We start from the raw sequence: 17,906 nt of genomic DNA on the forward strand, positions 1-17,906 counted from the left end.
TGAACGTCAACCTGCACCGCTACAAGGATGTCTTTCAATGCATGAGGGCCAACGCGCTGAAAGAAGTTCCCTGGCCCGAGAACCGCGCGCCGGAGACCGAGTTTCATCTGAACTTCGTCCGGCGCTTTCCGGTTCTGATGCGAGAGCCAGCCATCTACCTGGTTCACGATGACGCCGAGACCCGCTTGAGCGTGCCGCAGACGTTGTCGCGCTTCAGGAGCGAGGCGGAGTTCGAAAGGCTGAATAGCCTCGAGCGCATCATCGACGGCCACGGCGATGCGCTGCGCGCCCATGGTCCGGCGCTCTGGGAACATATGCTGACGAATCTGATTTCTCTCGAAGCGATTTTCGGGCGGAAAGAGAAGATGCGAGAGCTATACTCTTACGGTATCCGAAATGGTGGCCGGAAACTTCGCCTCACGCTCGTGCTTGCGGCAGGCCTTTTGGGGCCGACGGTTATTGTGAAGATGAGGTTCTGGTATAAGCGGATGCGGGCACTGGCCAAGCTACGCAAACCAGCCTCGACATGAGACGCGCGTTGCAATTTTTCCTTCTCCAGCGGTGACCTGCGATGCTTGCCCCCCTGAAATCCATCGAACACATATTGGCGAGCCCGATCGATCCGTCCGCGGAGGTGGAGTTTCTGTGGCGTGGTGATGCGCTGATGGAATCGAAGGTGGTCGACGGGGCTGGCCGTTCTGTGCCGGTGCCGCTGATATCGGGGCAGCCGGTCCTGATCGACTTCGACGAAAGCGCGGTGCCTCGGCAGTGGTTTGAAGAGAGACGGGAAAGTTACTCCCTCGTCGCAGAGCGGCGCAGCCTCCCACGAGCGATCAAGGCCCGCTTGTTCGGGACCTACGAGGTGAGCAGGCGGAACTTCGAAAAATTCAGCCGGGAGATTACGTCCGGGCAGCCCGGCCCTCGTCTTGTGCTGATGGTGGGGGCGGGGCAGAAAGGTATGGGCACGGAGGTGCTCTACGACGATCCGGACACAACCCTGATCGCATTCGATATCTATCCTTCGCCGTTTACGGTGTTTGTGGCCGATGCCCACCGGATACCTGTGAAGAACGAATCCGTCGATGCCGTGTGCATCCAGGCCGTTTTGGAGCATGTTCTCGATCCAGCTCGGGTCGTGTCCGAAATTCTTCGCGTGCTGAAGCCTGGCGGCGTCGTCTATGCCGAAACGCCGTTCATGCAACAAGTGCACGAAGGTGCTGCGGATTTCACGCGATTTACAGAACTCGGACACCGCTGGCTATTCCGCGATTTCGACACGATCGAGCGCGGAGCGATCGGCGGTCCCGGGCTTTCCGTGTACTGGTCGATGAAATATTTCTTCCGTGGTCTGACCCGCAGCCGGAAGCTAGCGAACATTCTGAGCATTCCATTCGGGCTCCTTGCGTTGCTCGATGCTGTGATGCCATCCGGTCAGATTATCGACGGTGCGAATGGTGTCTATTTCATGGGCAGGAAATCGGGCGGGCGTCTCGCGCCGCGCGAAGTCTTCGAACAATATCTCGGTGCGCAGTGACCGTATGACCGCCCATCTGCCATAGAGAGATACCTCTGTTTCTGCGAGAGCCATGCGCATTCTCTATTTCATAAACGGTTTCGATCCCGGCGGCGCCGAGCATGGTTTGCTGACGCTTGTCGAGAGCGGGTTCTTTTCCGGCCACGATCTTCACGTCATGGGTATCTGCCGCGGACGAGGGGGGCTCGCGGATGCGCTGCGCGCTTCGCTCGGCGAGGGCAAGCTGAAGATCGTCGATGACCGGGAAGACCTGACCCTTCGCGCCTGTGTTGCGGCGGCCTTCGCGCTGGCGTGGGAGATCAGGCGCTTCCGTCCGGACGTCGTCGTTCTGTCCCTGAAGCAGGCCAATGTGATCGGCCGGTTCGTGCTGCAGGTGTTTCCCGGCCCGCGATGCGTTTCCTTCGAGCACATCTCGCGCTACCGCGCCCGCCGGGCCGAAGCGGTTTACGGGAAGCTGCTTGCCGCCTTGTCGGGGCGCGTTGACGAGGTCTGGTCCGATTGCGAGGAAACTCTTGAGGCCACGCGTCCCTATTTCAGGAAGCCGTCGCGGCGCGAGGCCGTCGTCCCGCTGTTCCGCGTTCGCCCCGGCGGTGCGGTCAAGACGGACTATTCAGCAGGCACGCCGCTCAGGATTGCCGCCGCCGGACGCCTGGTCGACCGGAAGAATTTCGACCGGCTCATCCTCGCGGTAAAGGCACTCACCGAGCGCGGAACGCCGGCGGCGCTCACGATATTCGGGGATGGACCCGAGCATGAAAGGCTGAAAGGTCTCATCTCCAGCACCGGTCTCGAAGCTCATGTCCGGCTCGCCGGGTATCGCGACCGGTGGTTCGAGGAGGCGGCGGACAGCGATCTCTTCGTCAATGCGAGCGACACGGAAGGCTTCTGCATCGTCGTTGCCGAGGCGATGTCGGTCGGTTTGCCGGTCGTCGCTACCGATGTGGGCGGGATCAGGGAGTATGGCCGCGACAACGAGAACATGCTGAAGGTCGCCGATGCCGGCATCGAGGCGCTCGTGGCCGCGATACAGGAGCTTGCAGGCGACGAAGGGCTTCGCCGGTCGCTCGGCGAGCGCGCCCGGGAAGACATATGCCGCCGCTACTCCGAGGAGAGCATCAGGGAGCGCGGACGCTCCGTCCTCGGTGAGGCTCGGTAGTTTCCTACCGGCCGATGCCGGTGTAGCTGAAGCCCGCGCGTTCCACCTCGGCCATATCGTAGATATTGCGGAGGTCGACCATGATGGCGCCGCGGAGGCTCTTTGCCAGCCGGGCGAGATCGAGCGCCCGGTATTCGTTCCACTCCGTGATGATGACCACGGCGTCGGAATTCAGGGCGGCCTCGTAGGGCGTGTCGCAATAGACGACGCTATCCGGCAGGAGGTGTTTTGCCTCTTTCATACCTTGCGGATCGTGCGCCCGCACGGTGGCGCCACGTTCGATCAGCGCGGGAACGATGTCGAGCGACGGTGCGTCGCGCATGTCGTCTGTTTCGGGTTTGAATGTCAGGCCGAGGACGGAGACCGTCTTTCCCTTCACGGAACCGTTGCAGGCGCGCTCTATCTTGTCGACCATGTGACGCTTGCGCTCGCTGTTCACTTCGACAACCGCCTCGATAATGCGGGTCGGCGATTGATATTGCTGCGCGGTGCGGACGAGGGCGAGCGTGTCTTTCGGGAAGCACGAGCCGCCGTAACCGGGGCCTGCATGAAGAAATTTCGAGCCGATGCGGCGGTCGAGGCCGATGCCGCGTGCGACGTCCTGCACGTTGGCGCCCGTCTTTTCGCAGATATCTGCCATCTCGTTGATGAAGGTAATCTTCATGGCGAGAAAGGCGTTCGCCGCATATTTCGTGAGTTCGGCCGTGCGCCGGTTGGTGAAGAGTATCGGCGTTTCGTTGAGATTGAGCGGGCGGTAGAGCTGGCGCATCACCTCGCGGGCGCGCTCGTCTTCTGCGCCCACGACCACGCGATCGGGCCGCTTGAAGTCGTCGATGGCGGCGCCTTCCCGCAGGAACTCCGGATTGGAGGCGACCGAGAAATCGGCATCGGGCGCGACGCGGCGGATGATGGCCTCGACCTCATCCGCCGTGCCGACGGGGACGGTCGATTTCGTCACAACCACGGTGTAGCCGGTGATGGCGGCGGCGATTTCCTCCGCTGCCGCATAGACATAGGAAAGGTCGGCATGGCCATCGCCGCGCCGGGTCGGTGTGCCGACGGCGATGAAGACCGCATCGGCATCCGCGACCGCGGAAGTGAGGTCGGTGGTGAAGGTGAGCCGGCCGGCAAACCTGTTGCCATTCACGAGAACGTCGAGCCCCGGCTCATAGATCGGGATTTGACCCTGCATCAAGGCGTCGATCTTGGAGGCATCCTTGTCGACGCAGATGACCGTATGGCCGAAATCGGCAAAGCAGGCGCCGGACACCAGTCCCACATAACCCGATCCAATCATCGCCACGCGCATGCCGGTACCTCTGTTCTGCTGGCTCGAAACCTCAGCCCGTTCATAGCGGCTTTGGCCCGTTAAATGAAGTCTCGGAGCCGTCTCCGGCTTGCTTTCCTCTGCATATATGGACCATCTTCCCGAAGCGGCCGATCATGGCAAGTGGACAAAAAAGCATGACAGTTCTCGTGACAGGCGCTGCCGGTTTCATCGGCAGTCACGTTTGCCATTATCTCCTCGATCGCGGCGATACGGTGGTCGGTATCGACGATCTGAATGCCTATTATGACCCCGCCCTCAAGGACGCGCGGCTTGAACGCTTGCGGGGCCGGAACGGCTTCTCCTTCCTCAAGGGCGACATTGCCGACACCGGCGCCCTGGCGGATGCCGTCCGGGGGAGAAAAATCCTCAAGGTGGTTCACCTCGCAGCCCAGGCCGGCGTTCGCTATTCGCTCGAAAATCCTCGCGCCTATGTCCGGTCGAATCTCGACGGACATCTCGAGATCCTCGAGCTGTGCCGAGGGCTCGGCACCGTCGAACATCTCGTCTACGCGTCTTCCAGCTCCGTCTATGGCGGTAACGAGAAGGTTCCCTTCAGCGAAGACGATCCGGTCGATCATCCGGTATCGCTTTACGCCGCCACCAAGAAGGCGGACGAGCTGATGAGCCATGCCTATTCGCATCTCTACGGCATTCCGCAGACGGGGCTCCGATATTTCACCGTGTACGGCCCCTGGGGGCGGCCCGACATGGCCTACTGGCTTTTCACCGAGGCCATGCTGAGGGGCAAGCCGATCCGAGTCTTCAATGACGGCAATATGTGGCGGGATTTTACCTATGTGGACGACATCGTCCGGGGGACGGTTGCCGCGCTCGATCATCCGCCGCAAGCCGGGACGGGGGCGCCGCACAGGGTCTACAATATCGGCCACAACAAGCCGGAGCGGCTCGGGACCTTCATCGACATCCTGGAGGAGGTCCTCGGGGTGAAGGCCATTCGCGAATATGAGCCCATGCAGGCGGGCGACGTGCCACGGACCTACGCCGATATCGGCGCGATCGGGCGGGATCTCGGCTTCAAGCCCGAGGTTGGCCTCCGCGAGGGACTGACCCGGTTTGCCGAATGGTATCGCGGCTACTTCAAAATCTGAGACTTTCAGGCGGGTTGCCGGGCTCCCTTGGGGCTTGCTTCGGGGGCCGAAAAACGCTCAATTCCGTCCGTTCCGGGCCGGTTTCAGGGCCGGCCGATGTAACGGGGAACGGATGTGACGGCGACGAGAGCGAGAAGGGCCTTGATCACGGGCATAACGGGGCAGGACGGGGCGTGGCTCGCACGCCTGTTGCTCGACAAGGGCTACATCGTCCACGGCGTAAAACGCCGCTCCTCCTCCTTCAACACCGGCAGGATCGACGATCTCTATCAGGATCCGCATCTCGACAGCGTCCGGCTCTTCCTGCACTACGGCGACCTGACGGACGCCACCAACCTCATCCGGATCGTGCAGGAGACGCAGCCGGACGAAATCTACAACCTCGCGGCGCAGAGCCACGTTCATGTCAGTTTCGAGACGCCCGAATATACGGCCAATGCCGATGCCGTAGGTACGCTGCGCCTGCTCGAGGCGATCCGTATTCTCGGCATGTCGGACACGGTCCGCTTTTATCAGGCTTCGACATCGGAGCTTTACGGCAAGGCCCAGGAGACGCCGCAGACCGAACGGACGCCGTTCTACCCGCGCAGCCCCTATGCGGTGGCCAAGCTCTACGCCTTCTGGACGACGGTGAACTACCGGGAAGCCTACGGGATGCATGCCTCCAACGGCATCCTGTTCAATCACGAGGGGCCGACCCGCGGCGAAACCTTCGTCACGCGCAAGATCACGCGGGCGGTTGCGGCCATCGAACTCGGCCTTCAGGAAACGCTCTATCTCGGCAACATCGACGCGCGGCGCGACTGGGGCCATGCGCGCGACTATGTCGAAGGCATGTGGCGGATCGTGCAGCAGGATGAACCGGACGATTATGTGCTTGCGACCGGCGAGACGCATTCGGTTCGAGAGTTCGTGGAGCTCGCTTTTGCCGAAGTCGGCAGGCACATTGCCTGGAAGGGCGAGGGGGTGGACGAGGTCGGTCTCGATGCATCGAACGACAAGGTGCTGGTGAAGATCGATCCCCGCTACTTCCGGCCTACCGAAGTCGACGTTCTCCTCGGGGATCCAAGCAAGGCCCGGCAGAAGCTTGGCTGGCACCACAAGACCAAATTCCCTGAACTTGTCGCCGAAATGATTGCGGCCGATCTGAAGGCCGTGGCCCGCGAAGCGAACCGGATCGGCCGGCATGACTGACAAGCGCTCGGCGCTGGTGACAGGCGTGACGGGTCAGGACGGCGCCTATCTGGTCGACCTGCTGCTCGGCAAGGGATATGCCGTCCACGGTATCGCCCGCGACGTGTCGGCATTCGATCACCGCAGGCTGTGCAATGCCCGAAGCGATGCGGGCGAGTTCCATCTCTACAATTGCGATATCACCGATGGTGCAGGCCTGAGAGATCTCGTTGCCGCGATCCGGCCCGACGAGGTCTATAATCTTGCGGCCCAGAGCCATGTTCCGACGAGCCTTGCCGAACCCCATCGGACGATGGAGATCAACGCCACGGCTGCCGTCAGCCTGCTGAAGATGATTGTCGACCTCGGCTTCCAGGGGCACACGCGACTCTTTCAGGCATCGAGTTCGGAAATCTTCGGGGAGGCGAGTGGAGCCGTTCTCACGGAATCGTCGCCCATGCGGCCCCGTAATCCCTATGCGGAGTCCAAATATTGGGCATACGTCGCATCGACGCGGCTGCGTGCTGAAACGGGACTTTTCGTGGCAAACGGCATCTTGTTCAATCACGAGAGCCCTTACCGGAGCCCTGCCTTCGTTACCCGCAAGATATCCATGGCGGTCGCTTTGTGGACGCGGGGCGGAAGCGCGCCGCTCCGGCTCGGCAATCTCGATGTCAGGCGGGATTGGGGGCATGCGCGTGACTATGTCGCAGGCATGTGGCTGTCGCTGCAGCGGGACGAGCCGGGCGACTACATCTTTTCGACAGGCGAGAACCATTCCGTTCGCGAATTCGTCGAACTTGCCTTTGCCACGGCGGGGCGAAGAATTCGGTGGCAGAGCGAGGGGCTTCACGAGGCCGGCTATGACGCCGAGACGACAGAGCGGCTTGTCGAAATCGACCCCGCCTTCTTCCGCCCCAATGAAATCAGCGCGACGCTGGGTGATGCTTCGAAGGCGCGTCACGAACTTCAATGGCGTCCACGGACGGATTTCGCTGAGCTCGTGCGCGAAATGGTTGTGGCGGACCTGGACCGAACTCGCTGATCCCTCAGGGCGGCCGTTAACCTACGTAAATGTAAGTTCTCCGCCGAAAGTTGCAGGCCGCCGCAAGGCGGACTGAAATGGTCTACAAATCAATACTGCAATTCGCGGCGGCGGCTGTTTTCGATCAAAGCTTATTGTCTTAGTATCGAGGATACTTCCTCTGTCCTTCGGAGCAGGAGCACGGCTGTTCTCCAATGCGCTGACGGGAGGGCTGTATTTCGGTGAGCAAAGCCGGGGTTCGTGAGGCATGCACTGCATGCATATCTGGTTGTCAGCCAGTCTGGCGTGAGGGGACGCCTGTTTCATGATGAGTGTTGGCGAAAAATCCGGCGATGGCATGGCGCGTGGGGAGGGACAGCCTGCGGGAGATGCGCCGCGCGACACGCCGGGTTCCTCCGGCGGGCGTGCGCCCCGTGTCCACGCCGAATTGGTGAGAGAGCAGGCACTCGTCTCGAAACGGGTGGTTTCCGACACCGTCATGTGCGTGGACGGTATTGCCATATTTCTCGCGGCTTTGGTTGCGAAGTGGGCTTACATTGTTACGGTCCTTCAAAACAACCCGGATATAGGTCCCTATGCCGCAGTCGGAGCCGTCGGCGCGGCGATCGCGGTCGCGGCGATGTATTATCAGGGGCTCTACGACTTCGAGGTGCTTAGCGAAGCCAGGGGACAGACGAAACGGATACTTCTGGGTCTCGTTGTGGCGGCGCTGTTTCTGATTGCGGCCGGCTATCTGCTAAAGATATCCGAACAATATTCGCGTGGCTGGTTCATCGTCTGGTTCACGCTTTCCGCGTTCACGGTGCTTGCGGTGCACGTCATCACTACGCAGGTCCTGCGGTGGCTCCGCGCGCTGGGTGCCTTTGCAAGAAACATCGTGATCTACGGCAGCGGCGATATTGCGGAGAGCATCATCCGACGGGTGGAAATGTCGTCGATGAACCTCAGGGTGGTCGGTGTCTTCGACGATCTGTCGCGCGATCAGACGGCGCAAGTCCCGGTGTTGGGCGGGCTTTCCGATCTCATTTCCTTCGGGCAGCAACGGCGCATCGATGAAATCCTCATCGCCATGCCGATGACAAACGAGTTGCGGATCGCAAATCTCGTCGAGCAGCTATCTTTGCTGCCTGCCGATATCAGGATTTGTCCGAGCGCAACGGCCTTCCGGATACCGCCCAAAAAACTTCTGGACTATGAGGGGTTGGCGGTGCTCGAACTCGAACGGCGGCCCATGGACGGTTGGGCGCCGATCATCAAGAATATCGAAGACAAGCTGCTTGCCGCGTTTCTCCTGATCGCCTTTGCGCCGTTCTTTGCTCTCATTGCTCTGGCAGTGAAACTCGACAGCCGGGGACCTGCCATTTTCAAGCAGCGCCGCCACGGCTTCAATCACGAGGTCTTCACCCTCTACAAGTTCCGTACGATGCATGTGGTCGAGGATGGGCCCGGCATAGCGCAGGCGACGCGGCATGATCCGCGCATAACGCGGGTCGGCCGCTTCCTCAGGAAGACCAGCCTCGACGAGCTGCCGCAACTTTTCAATGTGCTGCGTGGCGACATGTCCCTTGTCGGTCCGCGTCCGCACGCGCTCTCGCACAATGAATATTATTCGACGGTGCTGGCGCGTTATGCGAACCGGCACAAGGTGAAGCCCGGTATGACCGGGTGGGCGCAGGTCAATGGCTATCGCGGCGAGACCGACACGCCGGAAAAGATGCGCCGCCGCGTCGAGCACGATCTCTGGTACATCGAGAACTGGTCTGTCTGGCTCGACGTGAAAATTCTCTGCATGACGCCGTTCTACGGTTTTATCGGCACCAACGCTTTCTAGCGGCTATTTCTTGACGAGCTTGTCGAGCAAAGGCCGGAACTTCGGTTCGATGTCGGGCCGGTCGAGCGCAAGCGCCACATTGGCGGCCAGATACCCGACCTTGTCGCCGCAATCATATGTAGTGCCTTCGAAGCGATAGGAAAAGAAGTCCTGTTCTCCCATCAGCGCGATCATCGCGTCGGTCAACTGGATCTCTCCGCCTGCGCCGGGTTTCTGCGTCGCGAGTTTTGCAAAAATCTCTGGCTGCAGAATGTAGCGGCCCGAGATGATGAGGTCAGACGGCGCATCTTCGACCTTCGGCTTTTCCACCATGCCCGTGATGCGGAAGGTTTCATGGCCCATGTCGTCGGCGAGGGCGACCACGCCGTAGCGGTTGACGTGTTCGTGGGGCACTTCCTCAACGGCAATGATGTTGCCGCCATGCCGGGAATAGACGTCGATCATCTGTGCGAAGCAGCCGCGACGCCCGTGGATCAGCATATCCGGCAGGGCAAGCGCAAAGGGTTCATCGCCCACGATGTCCCGCGCGCACCAGACGGCGTGGCCGAGGCCGAGCGGCTCCTGCTGACGAACAAAGCTCGCTGCTCCCGCCAGAGGACGCGAGGCCTTGAGCATTTCGAACTCCGCAGACTTGCCGCGAGCCTTGAGCGTTGCCTCGAGTTCATAGGCAAGATCGAAGTGGTCTTCGATCGCGCCCTTGCCCCGGCCTGTCACGAAGACGAAGTGTTCGATCCCCGCTTCGATCGCCTCTTCGACGGCGTACTGGATGACGGGCTTGTCCACGACAGTCAGCATTTCCTTCGGAATGACTTTCGTGGCGGGCAGGAAGCGCGTTCCGAGGCCTGCGACCGGGAAAACAGCTTTTCGTACTTTTCGGGGGGATTTCGAGTTCATAGCTCTTGCTTGTTCCGGGAGACCAGTCTCAACAACTCTCGATGTCTCGTCTGGTTTCGCATTTCTTCCTAGGGGCCGCAAGCTGTGACCTCTCCGTGACGAGGCCAGATCACAAAGCGTCGCGCCGAGGTGGAAATCTGCCGGAAACCTTGGTGGATGGCCTTTGCTCATCCGTGACCGGAGCGCGGGCCTTAACCATCGGTGCCTGTCCGGGGATGAAATCTGCCTCGAATTCCCGTACCTTGAACATGTTGGCTTCTGGCTGGCTGGATCCCTTTCCCGTCGGGCAAACTGGATGGAGTTGTGCATGATCTACCCCGTAATACTTTCGGGTGGTGTCGGGTCGCGCTTGTGGCCGACGTCCAGGTCGCTGTACCCCAAACAACTGCTTCCCCTGGTGTCGGAGAGGGCCATGCTCCTCGAGACGGCGCTGCGCGTCACGGGAAACGACCGCTTCGCCGATCCCATCATCGTGTCGAACGACGAGCACCGGTTCATCATCGCGCAGCAGCTGCGGGAGGCGGGGATCACGCCGCTTGCGCATATTCTTGAGCCCGAGGGGCGCAATACGGCGCCCGCCGCCGCTGCCGCCGCTGCCTTCGTTCAGTCCCGCGATCCGAAAGGGATACTGCTCGTCCTGCCTGCGGATCATCACATCGCGGACCTCGAAGCCTTCCGCGCGGCGGTCGAACAAGGTGCCGCGCTCGCCGGCGCCGGCAAGCTCGTCACCTTCGGCGTGGTGCCCTCGGCACCGGAGACAGGCTACGGCTATATCAAACGCGGCGCGCCGCTTCCGGGCGGCAATGCCTATGCGGTGGAGCGCTTTGTCGAGAAGCCGGATGCCGGCACTGCCCGTGCCTATCTTCAGGAAGGCGGGTATGACTGGAACGCCGGCATCTTCATGTTCCGCGCCGACAGCATCCTTCAGGAGATGAGGACCCACTGTCCCGAGATAGCCGCCCATGCGGCGGAAGCCGTCGTCAAAGGGGTGCGCGACCTCGACTTCCTGCGCCTCGAGTCGACCTCCTTCGCCGCCTGTCCCTCGAATTCCATCGACTACGCTGTGATGGAGCATACCTCTTCGGCTGCGGTCGTGCCGGTCGACATGGGCTGGAGCGACATCGGTTCGTGGTCGGCTCTCTGGGAGATCGGCGACAAGGACGCGGACGGTAACGTCGTCAGCGGCGATGTGATCGTCGAGGACACCCGGAACTGCCTCGTGCGATCCGAGGCGGGGCTGACGGCCACGATCGGTGTGGAGAACCTCGTCATTGTGGATACAGGTGACGTTCTCCTCGTCGCATCGCGGGACCGGGTGCAGGACGTCAAGAAAGTGGTCGATCGGGTGGCCGCCGCTGGCCGCACGGAACACCAGGCCCACAAGCGTGTCTATCGGCCCTGGGGATTCTACGAGTCCCTTGATGAGGGCCTCCGGCACCAGGTGAAGCATCTCCTCGTTTACCCCGGAGCCGCGCTTTCGCTGCAGCTGCATCATCAGCGAGCGGAGCATTGGGTGGTGGTCAAGGGGCGGGCCGAGGTGACGGTGGGAGAGACGCAGAAGATTCTCGAAGAGAACGAGTCCGTCTACATTCCCGTCGGCACGAAACACCGGCTTGCCAATCCGGGAGATGAACCGCTGAGCATCATCGAGGTGCAGTCCGGTTCCTATCTCGGCGAGGACGATATCGTGCGCTTCGACGACGTGTATGGCCGCGAGGTCAAGATGCCGGCGGCGGAGTAACCCCGCTTCAGCCTTGCCGTATCGGTTCCATATCCGCCCGGATTTCCTCCGTGGTGGATACGTCTCCCTTTATCGGAAAGAGTTTTTAATCCTCCGCGGGCGCAGGCTAGGTGCTCGTGAATCGCTGCCCGCCGGGCTCCTTCAGCTCGTGGACGGTGCGATGAATCCATGAGGATGGGAGATGAAGATGTCGATGGGGAACATGAATACGGCCAGCTCCGCTGCCGCGGACGTCGCCAAGCAGGACAATCAGACCCGCCGCCCCGAGGCGCCGGTCCGGCTCATCAGGGGTGGGAACGAAGATATTGCGATCGGTGAGAACAGCCTCCTCGAGGGTTCGTTCGAAACACAAGGTTCGATCTTCGTCGATGGCGCGGCCGTCAATGCGGATCTGCGCGCATCGCAGCTCTCGATCGGTGCGAGCGGGCGCGTCGAGGGACAGGCGAGTGTTTTGCGCGCCGAGATCGCAGGCGTCTTCGACGGCACGCTCGAGTGCTCGGGCGAGGTCATCCTGCGTTCCTCCAGCCGTATCGCCGGAGAGGTCAAATGCGCGAAGCTGGTCACGCATCGCGGCGCCGTCATCGATGCGCAGATACGTGTCATCGCCGACAGCGACGAGGCCGAGGAGAAGTCTCCGCAGGGTGCCGTCATCGCTCAGGCAGCGCGAGAATCCGCCATCCGCCCGTGGACGCGGCGGCGCTTCAAGCGGGCGATCCCGATGATGTCCGGTGCCGCGCTTTCGCTCGGTCTGGTGGGTCTCGGTGCGCTGATCTTCTGAGGATAGCTCGCCGCGTTCGAGGAGGCTGGCCTTTTCGGGGAAATATTGCTCTCCTTCGGTGAGGGGCTTTGCGGTGAAGCCTCACCTCGAAGTGCGGAGTTCTGTTCTTGAAAATCGCCGAGCGCTGGTTCGAGAGGCGCGAGATGGGAGATGGCATCACTCTCCTCTATGAGAGCCATGTCCATCCCTTCATCCGCTGCAACATATGGTTCGTCCGAGGCCGCGACCGTGACCTCCTGATCGACACGGGCACGGGAATCGCCTCGCTGAAGGACGCCATTGCCGATCTCACGGAGAAGCCGCTTACCGCCGTCGCCACGCATATCCATTACGATCACGTCGGCTCCCTGCATGAGTTCGAGACACGTCTCATGCATGAAATCGAGGCGCCGCGCATGGCCGATTATCGCGAGTTTGCGGCGCTGACGGCGGCGGGCTTTCCGCCGGAAATCCGTGCCAGCCTCTCGGGCTACGGGCTTGACGAGGGCGACGGCCTTCTCGTCGATGCCCTGCCGCATGAAGGCTACGCGCCCGGCGATTACCGCATCACCTCCACTCATGCGACGGGGCATCTCAAGGAAGGCGACGTCGTCGATCTTGGAGACCGGCATTTTTCGATTTTCCACCTGCCGGGCCATTCGCCGGGATCGCTTGGCCTTTTCGAGAAGGCGTCGAAGACGCTTTTTTCGGGCGACGCGATCTATGACGGGCCTCTCCTCGACGAACTGCCCGATTCCGACATCGCGAGCTATTGCAGGACGATACGCCGTCTTCGGGAACTCGACGTCGATGTCGTTCATGGCGGTCACGATCCAAGCTTCGGGCGCGAGCGCCTCATCGGCATTTGCGACGCCTATCTCGCGCGACGGGGCTGAAGGCGCCGCTCGATCACGCCTGGGTCACGAAGGGGGTTCCGCTTTCACCGCGTGTTCGGCTCTCACCGTCACGGATCACGACAATTCACCAATAAAGTCACCGAAGGCGTCCCCCTCGGCAAAGTAGGATGGTCCGGGTGCCACCGTGAGCCCGGGTGCGCGCCTGCTGCCGGGACGCATCTGGCTGCATCGAGGAGCGGGCCCTGCGGGAAATCGAGAAAACACCACCGCGCCGGAGAGCAAATGATCCACTACATTTGCCGGGAGGGACAGCAGGATACGGTCGTGCCGTTTCTTGTGGCGCAGGGCACGGCATTCCGCAACGTGCTCTCCGTTACGACTTATGAGCGTATGTTCTCACGCTCGTCCCTGGCGCTGGGCCATCTTATCTTCACCGACGTCGATCTTCTCACGCTGCATGAACTCGAAGCGGCGCAGCACATCGCAGATGCTTTCCGCGCAGCTTCTCCCGGGGTTTCGATTTTCAACGACCCTGCACGGGTCCTGCAGCGTTATGCGCTTCTCTCCACGTTGCGCAAGGAAGGGATCAATCCTTTCCGGGTGGTGCGTCTCGACGACGACATACCGGACCTCGCCTATCCGGTCTTTCTTCGTCGTGAAGACGGCGCGCTCGGCCCGGAATCCGGGCTTCTTCACAACCGGAGCGAACTGCTCGATGCGCTGGAAAAGCTTTTAGCGGAAGGCCAGCCATTGCGGGGCCGCATCGCCGTCGAGTACTGCGCGGAAGCATGCGAAGAGGGTTACTTCCGCAAATATGGCGCCTTCCGTATCGGCCCGCATATATTGCCGCAGCACATCCTGTTTTCTCCGCAATGGATCGTGAAGCAGAACACGAGCGTGATTACGCCCGATTTGGTAGCGGAAGAAGAGCGCTATATCGCCGAGAATCCGCACCGGGTGGACCTCATGAGGATATTCGAGCGTGCCAATGTGCAGTTCGGGCGTATCGACTATGGTTTCGTGGAGGGCCACCTCGTCGTTTACGAGATCAATACCAACCCGACTTTCCCCTTCGGGAATCACCGAAACGGCCGCGAGCATCTGCGGCACGCCGCGCGTCGGCGGATTGCCGAGGTCCTGGGTGAACTCAATCGTCCCCTCGCGACGACGGCGCTTGTGCGGTACCAGCCGCCGTCGTTTCGATCCGCGGGCGGAGGTGGGCCCTCACGCAGCTTTCAGCTTGTCGGCAGGTCCGCCTTTCTCGACCGTGCGATCTCGCTCTACTGGGCGCTTGTTCCGGAACGTCTGAGGATCGCGATACCCAAGGGGCTCAAGCAGACCGCCCTTCAACTCATTGAACGGGCAACCCTTCCCAGGGACAGATGATCGTGCGGCGTGCTGCGGGCCCGTGCATTACGCGGCGGGTGCCGCCTGAAATTCGCTCTCGCCGTGCTCCGCTTTCCATGCGGCAACGAGGTCGCGGTTGTCGTGCTGCCAGGGATGAAAGCTCGGGCGGAACCAGTCGAGATAAGCCGGGATCGACTTGCGCAGCGGGCCCGGTTCAACCCAGAGATAGCGGAAGAGGCGAGCCCATGCGCGCGGCGACCATTGCAGGCCATCGGCTTTCAGGAGGTCGCGCAGGTGGAAGAACATGTTGATGTTGAAGAAGATCGTGGTCATCACGAGCGCGCGCACGCGATTGAAATAGAAGAACGGTTTCGACGAGACCGCCTTCAACACGTCGAAGGCAACCGCCTTATGCTCGGTTTCCTCGACGGCATGCCACATCCAGAGTTCGTATTCCTCAGGCGTTGCATGCTCGCGGAACGTTTCGTGTTCCTTCAGCAGATTGTCGGCAAGGATCGCGGTGAAGTGCTCCAGTGCCACCGTCTGGCCTAGTTGCGCACGGTACGGCATCAGAATGCGCATGAGCTTGATCATCCGCCGGGAGCGCCTCTCGATCCTCTCCATGGGGTAGCCCTGAGCCGCGATCCGGTCGTTGTAAGCCTGGTGCTCGCGGGAATGGATCATCTCCTGCCCGAGGAACTCCTTGATCTCCGCCAGCAGCTTCGGATCGGTGATCTTGTGCTTCTGCTTGCGTACCGTGTCGCAGAAAAAGCGCTCGCCACCGGGAAACATCGCCGAAAGCGCGTTGAAGTAGGCGGTGACGACGGGATCGCCATCGTACCAATGCCTCCGCTCGCCGGCCTTGAACTGGCGGTTCCGGGTCTTGAAGGGAAGCTTGCTGCCGCTCTGGGTGGAACCCGGTGCTACCTCATCCGAGGTCGTCGCGCCGATATCCATGGGAGTCCTCCTGCCGACGAAAGTCTTCCCTACATCTTTGTTAGAAGATACTCATCTTCAATAGCGGGTCACAAAATCTCACAAATAGCTGCCGGAATTCCGGCGGCGTCTTCGTATCTATCTGCAGCGGGCGACATGAGGGCCCGGCGACTTCGATCGGGAGCGGACGGCGTTCATGAAGATAAGGGTAGGGAAGTACCGGATTCCGGTCCCGAGAAGCCTTGTGGGGCGGATTGGTGCCGGCGTCACTCTCGTCATTCTGGGTTTTATTCCAGGTCCGCCGGGGCCTGCCGCCATCCCGGTCGGGCTCACCATTCTCACGCTCGATCATCCGCGTGGCCGCCGCTGGCGGCGCGTCACCATCGTGCGGGTGGGGCGCCGTTGGCAGGCGATACAGGCAAAAAGACAAATGCGCCGCGCTGAAAAGCGCGACGCAGTTATCGGTGGAATCGATCCGGAAGGCGGCCGGTGAAACTCTTCCTCAGCAGGCGCCGCGACGAAGCAGCACGGCGGGGAAGGTCTTGAACATGATGGCGATGTCCTGCCAGAGCGACCAGTTCTTCACATACCAGGCGTCGAGTTCGACGCGGCGCATGTAAGTCGTTTCGTTGCGGCCGCTTACCTGCCAGAGGCCGGTGATGCCGGGCTTCGCCGAAAGGTAGTATTCCGCATCCTCGCCATAGCGCAGCACTTCGGCGTAGGTCACGGGGCGCGGGCCGACAAGGCTCATCTCGCCGCGGATCACATTCAGAAGCTGCGGCAGCTCGTCGAGGCTCGTCTTGCGCAGGAACTCGCCCACCGCCGTGACGCGCGGGTCGTTGCGGAGCTTCTGGTCGCGGGTCCATTCGGCGGCGCGCAGCGGGTCGTTCTCCAGCACCTCTTTCAGGATCGCATCGCTGTCCACATGCATTGTGCGGAACTTACGGCAGTGGAACTCGCGGCCCTTTTCGCCGACGCGGCGATGGCCAAAGAATGCCGGCCCGCCGTCGAGACGGATCAGCATGGAGACGACGCCGAAGAAGGGCAGGAGTGCGAACAGCGCCACGGAGGCGACAACGAGGTCGAAACTGCGTTTCATCAGACGGGCCAGCGGCCGGTTGAGGTTGTCGGCCAGCGTCAGCATCACAAGGTCGTGGCTGAAGAAGTTACCGGCCTCGAGCGCCAGCGCGCCGATGCCCTTCACCGGAGGCACGATCGAGAAGGCGATGCGGGCGCGATGCAGCGCACGCAGAATGTTGTCGAGGCTCGCCATTTCCTCGGGCGAGGGGGCGAGAACGACGAAGCGGGCGCCATGCCGCTCGCAGGCGAGCTTCAGCGCGGCGGAGAGCTGGCCGCCCGCGCGATAGAGAAGGCTCGCCGGATCGGACGCGTTGCGCTCGGCGGTGAGTTCGGCGAGGTCGAGCGTGCCGGCCACTTCGTAACCGAGATAGGGCTCGTCCTCGAGCACCTGGGCCGCCTCGGTTGCGTTTTCGCGCGAACCGATGATGAGCACGGGCGCGGTCCAGCTTCCGTACCGCTTCAGGACATGTCTCATCCCGATACGGGCCATCGGCACGAAGAGGAGGGCCCAGATCCATGCCTGGAGCAGCCAGAGACGGGAGAAATAATCCTTCACGATGTACTGAAGAAAGCCATCGACGAGCGCGACGAGGGCGATCGCCTTCACGATCTCCTTCGCCTCTGCCCAGAAGGGGGTGCGCTTCGAATAATGACCCTTGGCCGCCCACCAAAGGATCGGCAGCATGGCAAGGAAACCGATGCTGACGAGGCGGCTCGTGAGCTCGCCGGCCTCGATCGCGAGGAATTCCGTATTCAGAACCTGCACATTGATGCCGAGTGCGATGTATCCGGCGATGGCTTGCGCGAGGGCCAGCGCGCCCAGATCGCCCAGCAGAAGCATGAAGCGGTCGGCAAGCGGGGTAAGGCGTGTGCCCGTACCCTGGCCTTCGCGGTGGATGTTTTCGAAGCCCGCGATGCGGGGCCCGGTGACCGGGGTCACCATGTCGAAAGCCTGTATGTCCTTGTTCAGTGCAGTCACGATGCTCACGCCAACCTGTGTCCGAATGCGACAGTCGGTTGGTGAGAGCGCAAGTTGTGCGCCAGTGCACTTCGTCCCGTTTTGAGCGCGTGCCGGAGGCCAATCCGCCGAATTTATGCCAATGCGTTAAGAGATGG

Annotated in this window: 16 protein-coding genes; 12 read left to right on the top strand and 4 right to left on the bottom strand. The window is 61.6% G+C overall.

Translation table 11 applies throughout. The features are described from left to right. From ACKUUH_RS11480 to ACKUUH_RS11490, 3 genes are all read left to right on the top strand, one after another. The coding region (locus ACKUUH_RS11480; protein ID WP_407950055.1) for a hypothetical protein at nucleotides 1-530 on the top strand (530 nt) is incomplete at its 5' end. Between the two features lie 41 nt (nucleotides 531-571). After that, the gene (locus ACKUUH_RS11485; RefSeq protein ID WP_407950056.1) at nucleotides 572-1,534 is read left to right on the top strand and encodes a class I SAM-dependent methyltransferase; all 963 of its coding nucleotides are present in this window, start codon (nucleotides 572-574) and stop codon (nucleotides 1,532-1,534) included. Nucleotides 1,535-1,586: 52 nt separating this feature from the next. Further along, complete coding sequence (locus ACKUUH_RS11490) at nucleotides 1,587-2,690, top strand: glycosyltransferase (RefSeq protein WP_407950057.1); 1,104 nt, start codon at nucleotides 1,587-1,589, stop codon at nucleotides 2,688-2,690. Between the two features lie 4 nt (nucleotides 2,691-2,694). Here the strand turns inward: ACKUUH_RS11490 and ACKUUH_RS11495 are convergent, their stop codons facing one another. Further along, nucleotides 2,695-3,999 (bottom strand): UDP-glucose dehydrogenase family protein, encoded by a 1,305-nt coding sequence (locus ACKUUH_RS11495; RefSeq protein WP_407950058.1) that lies wholly within the window; start codon nucleotides 3,997-3,999, stop codon nucleotides 2,695-2,697. 155 nt (nucleotides 4,000-4,154) lie between these two features. On the opposite strand from ACKUUH_RS11495, the gene ACKUUH_RS11500 reads away from it, so the two are divergent. The 4 genes from ACKUUH_RS11500 to ACKUUH_RS11515 all read left to right on the top strand — a co-directional run bounded on the left by ACKUUH_RS11500 (nucleotide 4,155) and on the right by ACKUUH_RS11515 (nucleotide 9,178). Beyond that, nucleotides 4,155-5,129, top strand: a complete 975-nt coding sequence (locus ACKUUH_RS11500) for an NAD-dependent epimerase/dehydratase family protein (RefSeq protein WP_407950059.1) — start codon at nucleotides 4,155-4,157, stop codon at nucleotides 5,127-5,129. 114 nt (nucleotides 5,130-5,243) lie between these two features. Beyond that, on the top strand, nucleotides 5,244-6,323 hold the full coding sequence (gene gmd, locus ACKUUH_RS11505) for a GDP-mannose 4,6-dehydratase (RefSeq protein ID WP_407950060.1): 1,080 nt from the start codon (nucleotides 5,244-5,246) through the stop codon (nucleotides 6,321-6,323). Further along, a complete protein-coding gene (locus ACKUUH_RS11510; protein WP_407950061.1) occupies nucleotides 6,316-7,347 on the top strand; it encodes a GDP-mannose 4,6-dehydratase in 1,032 nt (343 codons plus the stop codon). The genes gmd and ACKUUH_RS11510 overlap by 8 nt, the downstream gene beginning before the upstream one ends. A 304-nt stretch (nucleotides 7,348-7,651) precedes the next feature. Next, entirely contained in the window at nucleotides 7,652-9,178 is a 1,527-nt protein-coding gene (locus ACKUUH_RS11515; protein WP_407950062.1) for an undecaprenyl-phosphate glucose phosphotransferase, read from the top strand. A 3-nt stretch (nucleotides 9,179-9,181) separates the two neighbouring features. Here the strand turns inward: ACKUUH_RS11515 and galU are convergent, their stop codons facing one another. After that, the gene (gene galU / locus ACKUUH_RS11520) at nucleotides 9,182-10,072 is read right to left on the bottom strand and encodes a UTP--glucose-1-phosphate uridylyltransferase GalU (RefSeq protein WP_407950063.1); all 891 of its coding nucleotides are present in this window, start codon (nucleotides 10,070-10,072) and stop codon (nucleotides 9,182-9,184) included. A 307-nt stretch (nucleotides 10,073-10,379) separates the two neighbouring features. On the opposite strand from galU, the gene ACKUUH_RS11525 reads away from it, so the two are divergent. The 4 genes from ACKUUH_RS11525 (at nucleotide 10,380) to ACKUUH_RS11540 (ending at nucleotide 14,813) form a co-directional block, all read left to right on the top strand. After that, on the top strand, nucleotides 10,380-11,813 hold the full coding sequence (locus ACKUUH_RS11525; RefSeq protein WP_407950064.1) for a mannose-1-phosphate guanylyltransferase/mannose-6-phosphate isomerase: 1,434 nt from the start codon (nucleotides 10,380-10,382) through the stop codon (nucleotides 11,811-11,813). Between the two features lie 187 nt (nucleotides 11,814-12,000). Next, the gene (locus tag ACKUUH_RS11530; protein WP_407950065.1) at nucleotides 12,001-12,591 is read left to right on the top strand and encodes a polymer-forming cytoskeletal protein; all 591 of its coding nucleotides are present in this window, start codon (nucleotides 12,001-12,003) and stop codon (nucleotides 12,589-12,591) included. Between the two features lie 107 nt (nucleotides 12,592-12,698). Further along, nucleotides 12,699-13,466, top strand: a complete 768-nt coding sequence (locus ACKUUH_RS11535) for an MBL fold metallo-hydrolase (protein ID WP_407950066.1) — start codon at nucleotides 12,699-12,701, stop codon at nucleotides 13,464-13,466. A 243-nt stretch (nucleotides 13,467-13,709) separates the two neighbouring features. Further along, the gene (locus tag ACKUUH_RS11540; protein WP_407950067.1) at nucleotides 13,710-14,813 is read left to right on the top strand and encodes a hypothetical protein; all 1,104 of its coding nucleotides are present in this window, start codon (nucleotides 13,710-13,712) and stop codon (nucleotides 14,811-14,813) included. Between the two features lie 27 nt (nucleotides 14,814-14,840). Here the strand turns inward: ACKUUH_RS11540 and ACKUUH_RS11545 are convergent, their stop codons facing one another. Next, nucleotides 14,841-15,731, bottom strand: a complete 891-nt coding sequence (locus tag ACKUUH_RS11545; RefSeq protein WP_407950068.1) for a metal-dependent hydrolase — start codon at nucleotides 15,729-15,731, stop codon at nucleotides 14,841-14,843. Nucleotides 15,732-15,906: 175 nt separating this feature from the next. On the opposite strand from ACKUUH_RS11545, the gene ACKUUH_RS11550 reads away from it, so the two are divergent. Next, entirely contained in the window at nucleotides 15,907-16,203 is a 297-nt protein-coding gene (locus ACKUUH_RS11550) for a hypothetical protein (RefSeq protein WP_407950069.1), read from the top strand. Between the two features lie 9 nt (nucleotides 16,204-16,212). Here the strand turns inward: ACKUUH_RS11550 and wbaP are convergent, their stop codons facing one another. Next, nucleotides 16,213-17,778 carry an undecaprenyl-phosphate galactose phosphotransferase WbaP gene (gene wbaP, locus ACKUUH_RS11555; RefSeq protein ID WP_407950070.1) on the bottom strand — a complete coding sequence of 522 codons (1,566 nt, stop codon included), beginning with the start codon at nucleotides 17,776-17,778 and terminating at the stop codon, nucleotides 16,213-16,215. Nucleotides 17,779-17,906: the final 128 nt, after the last annotated feature.

This window comes from Parvibaculum sp. (assembly GCF_045863935.1).
Classification (GTDB): Bacteria; Pseudomonadota; Alphaproteobacteria; order Parvibaculales; family Parvibaculaceae; genus Parvibaculum.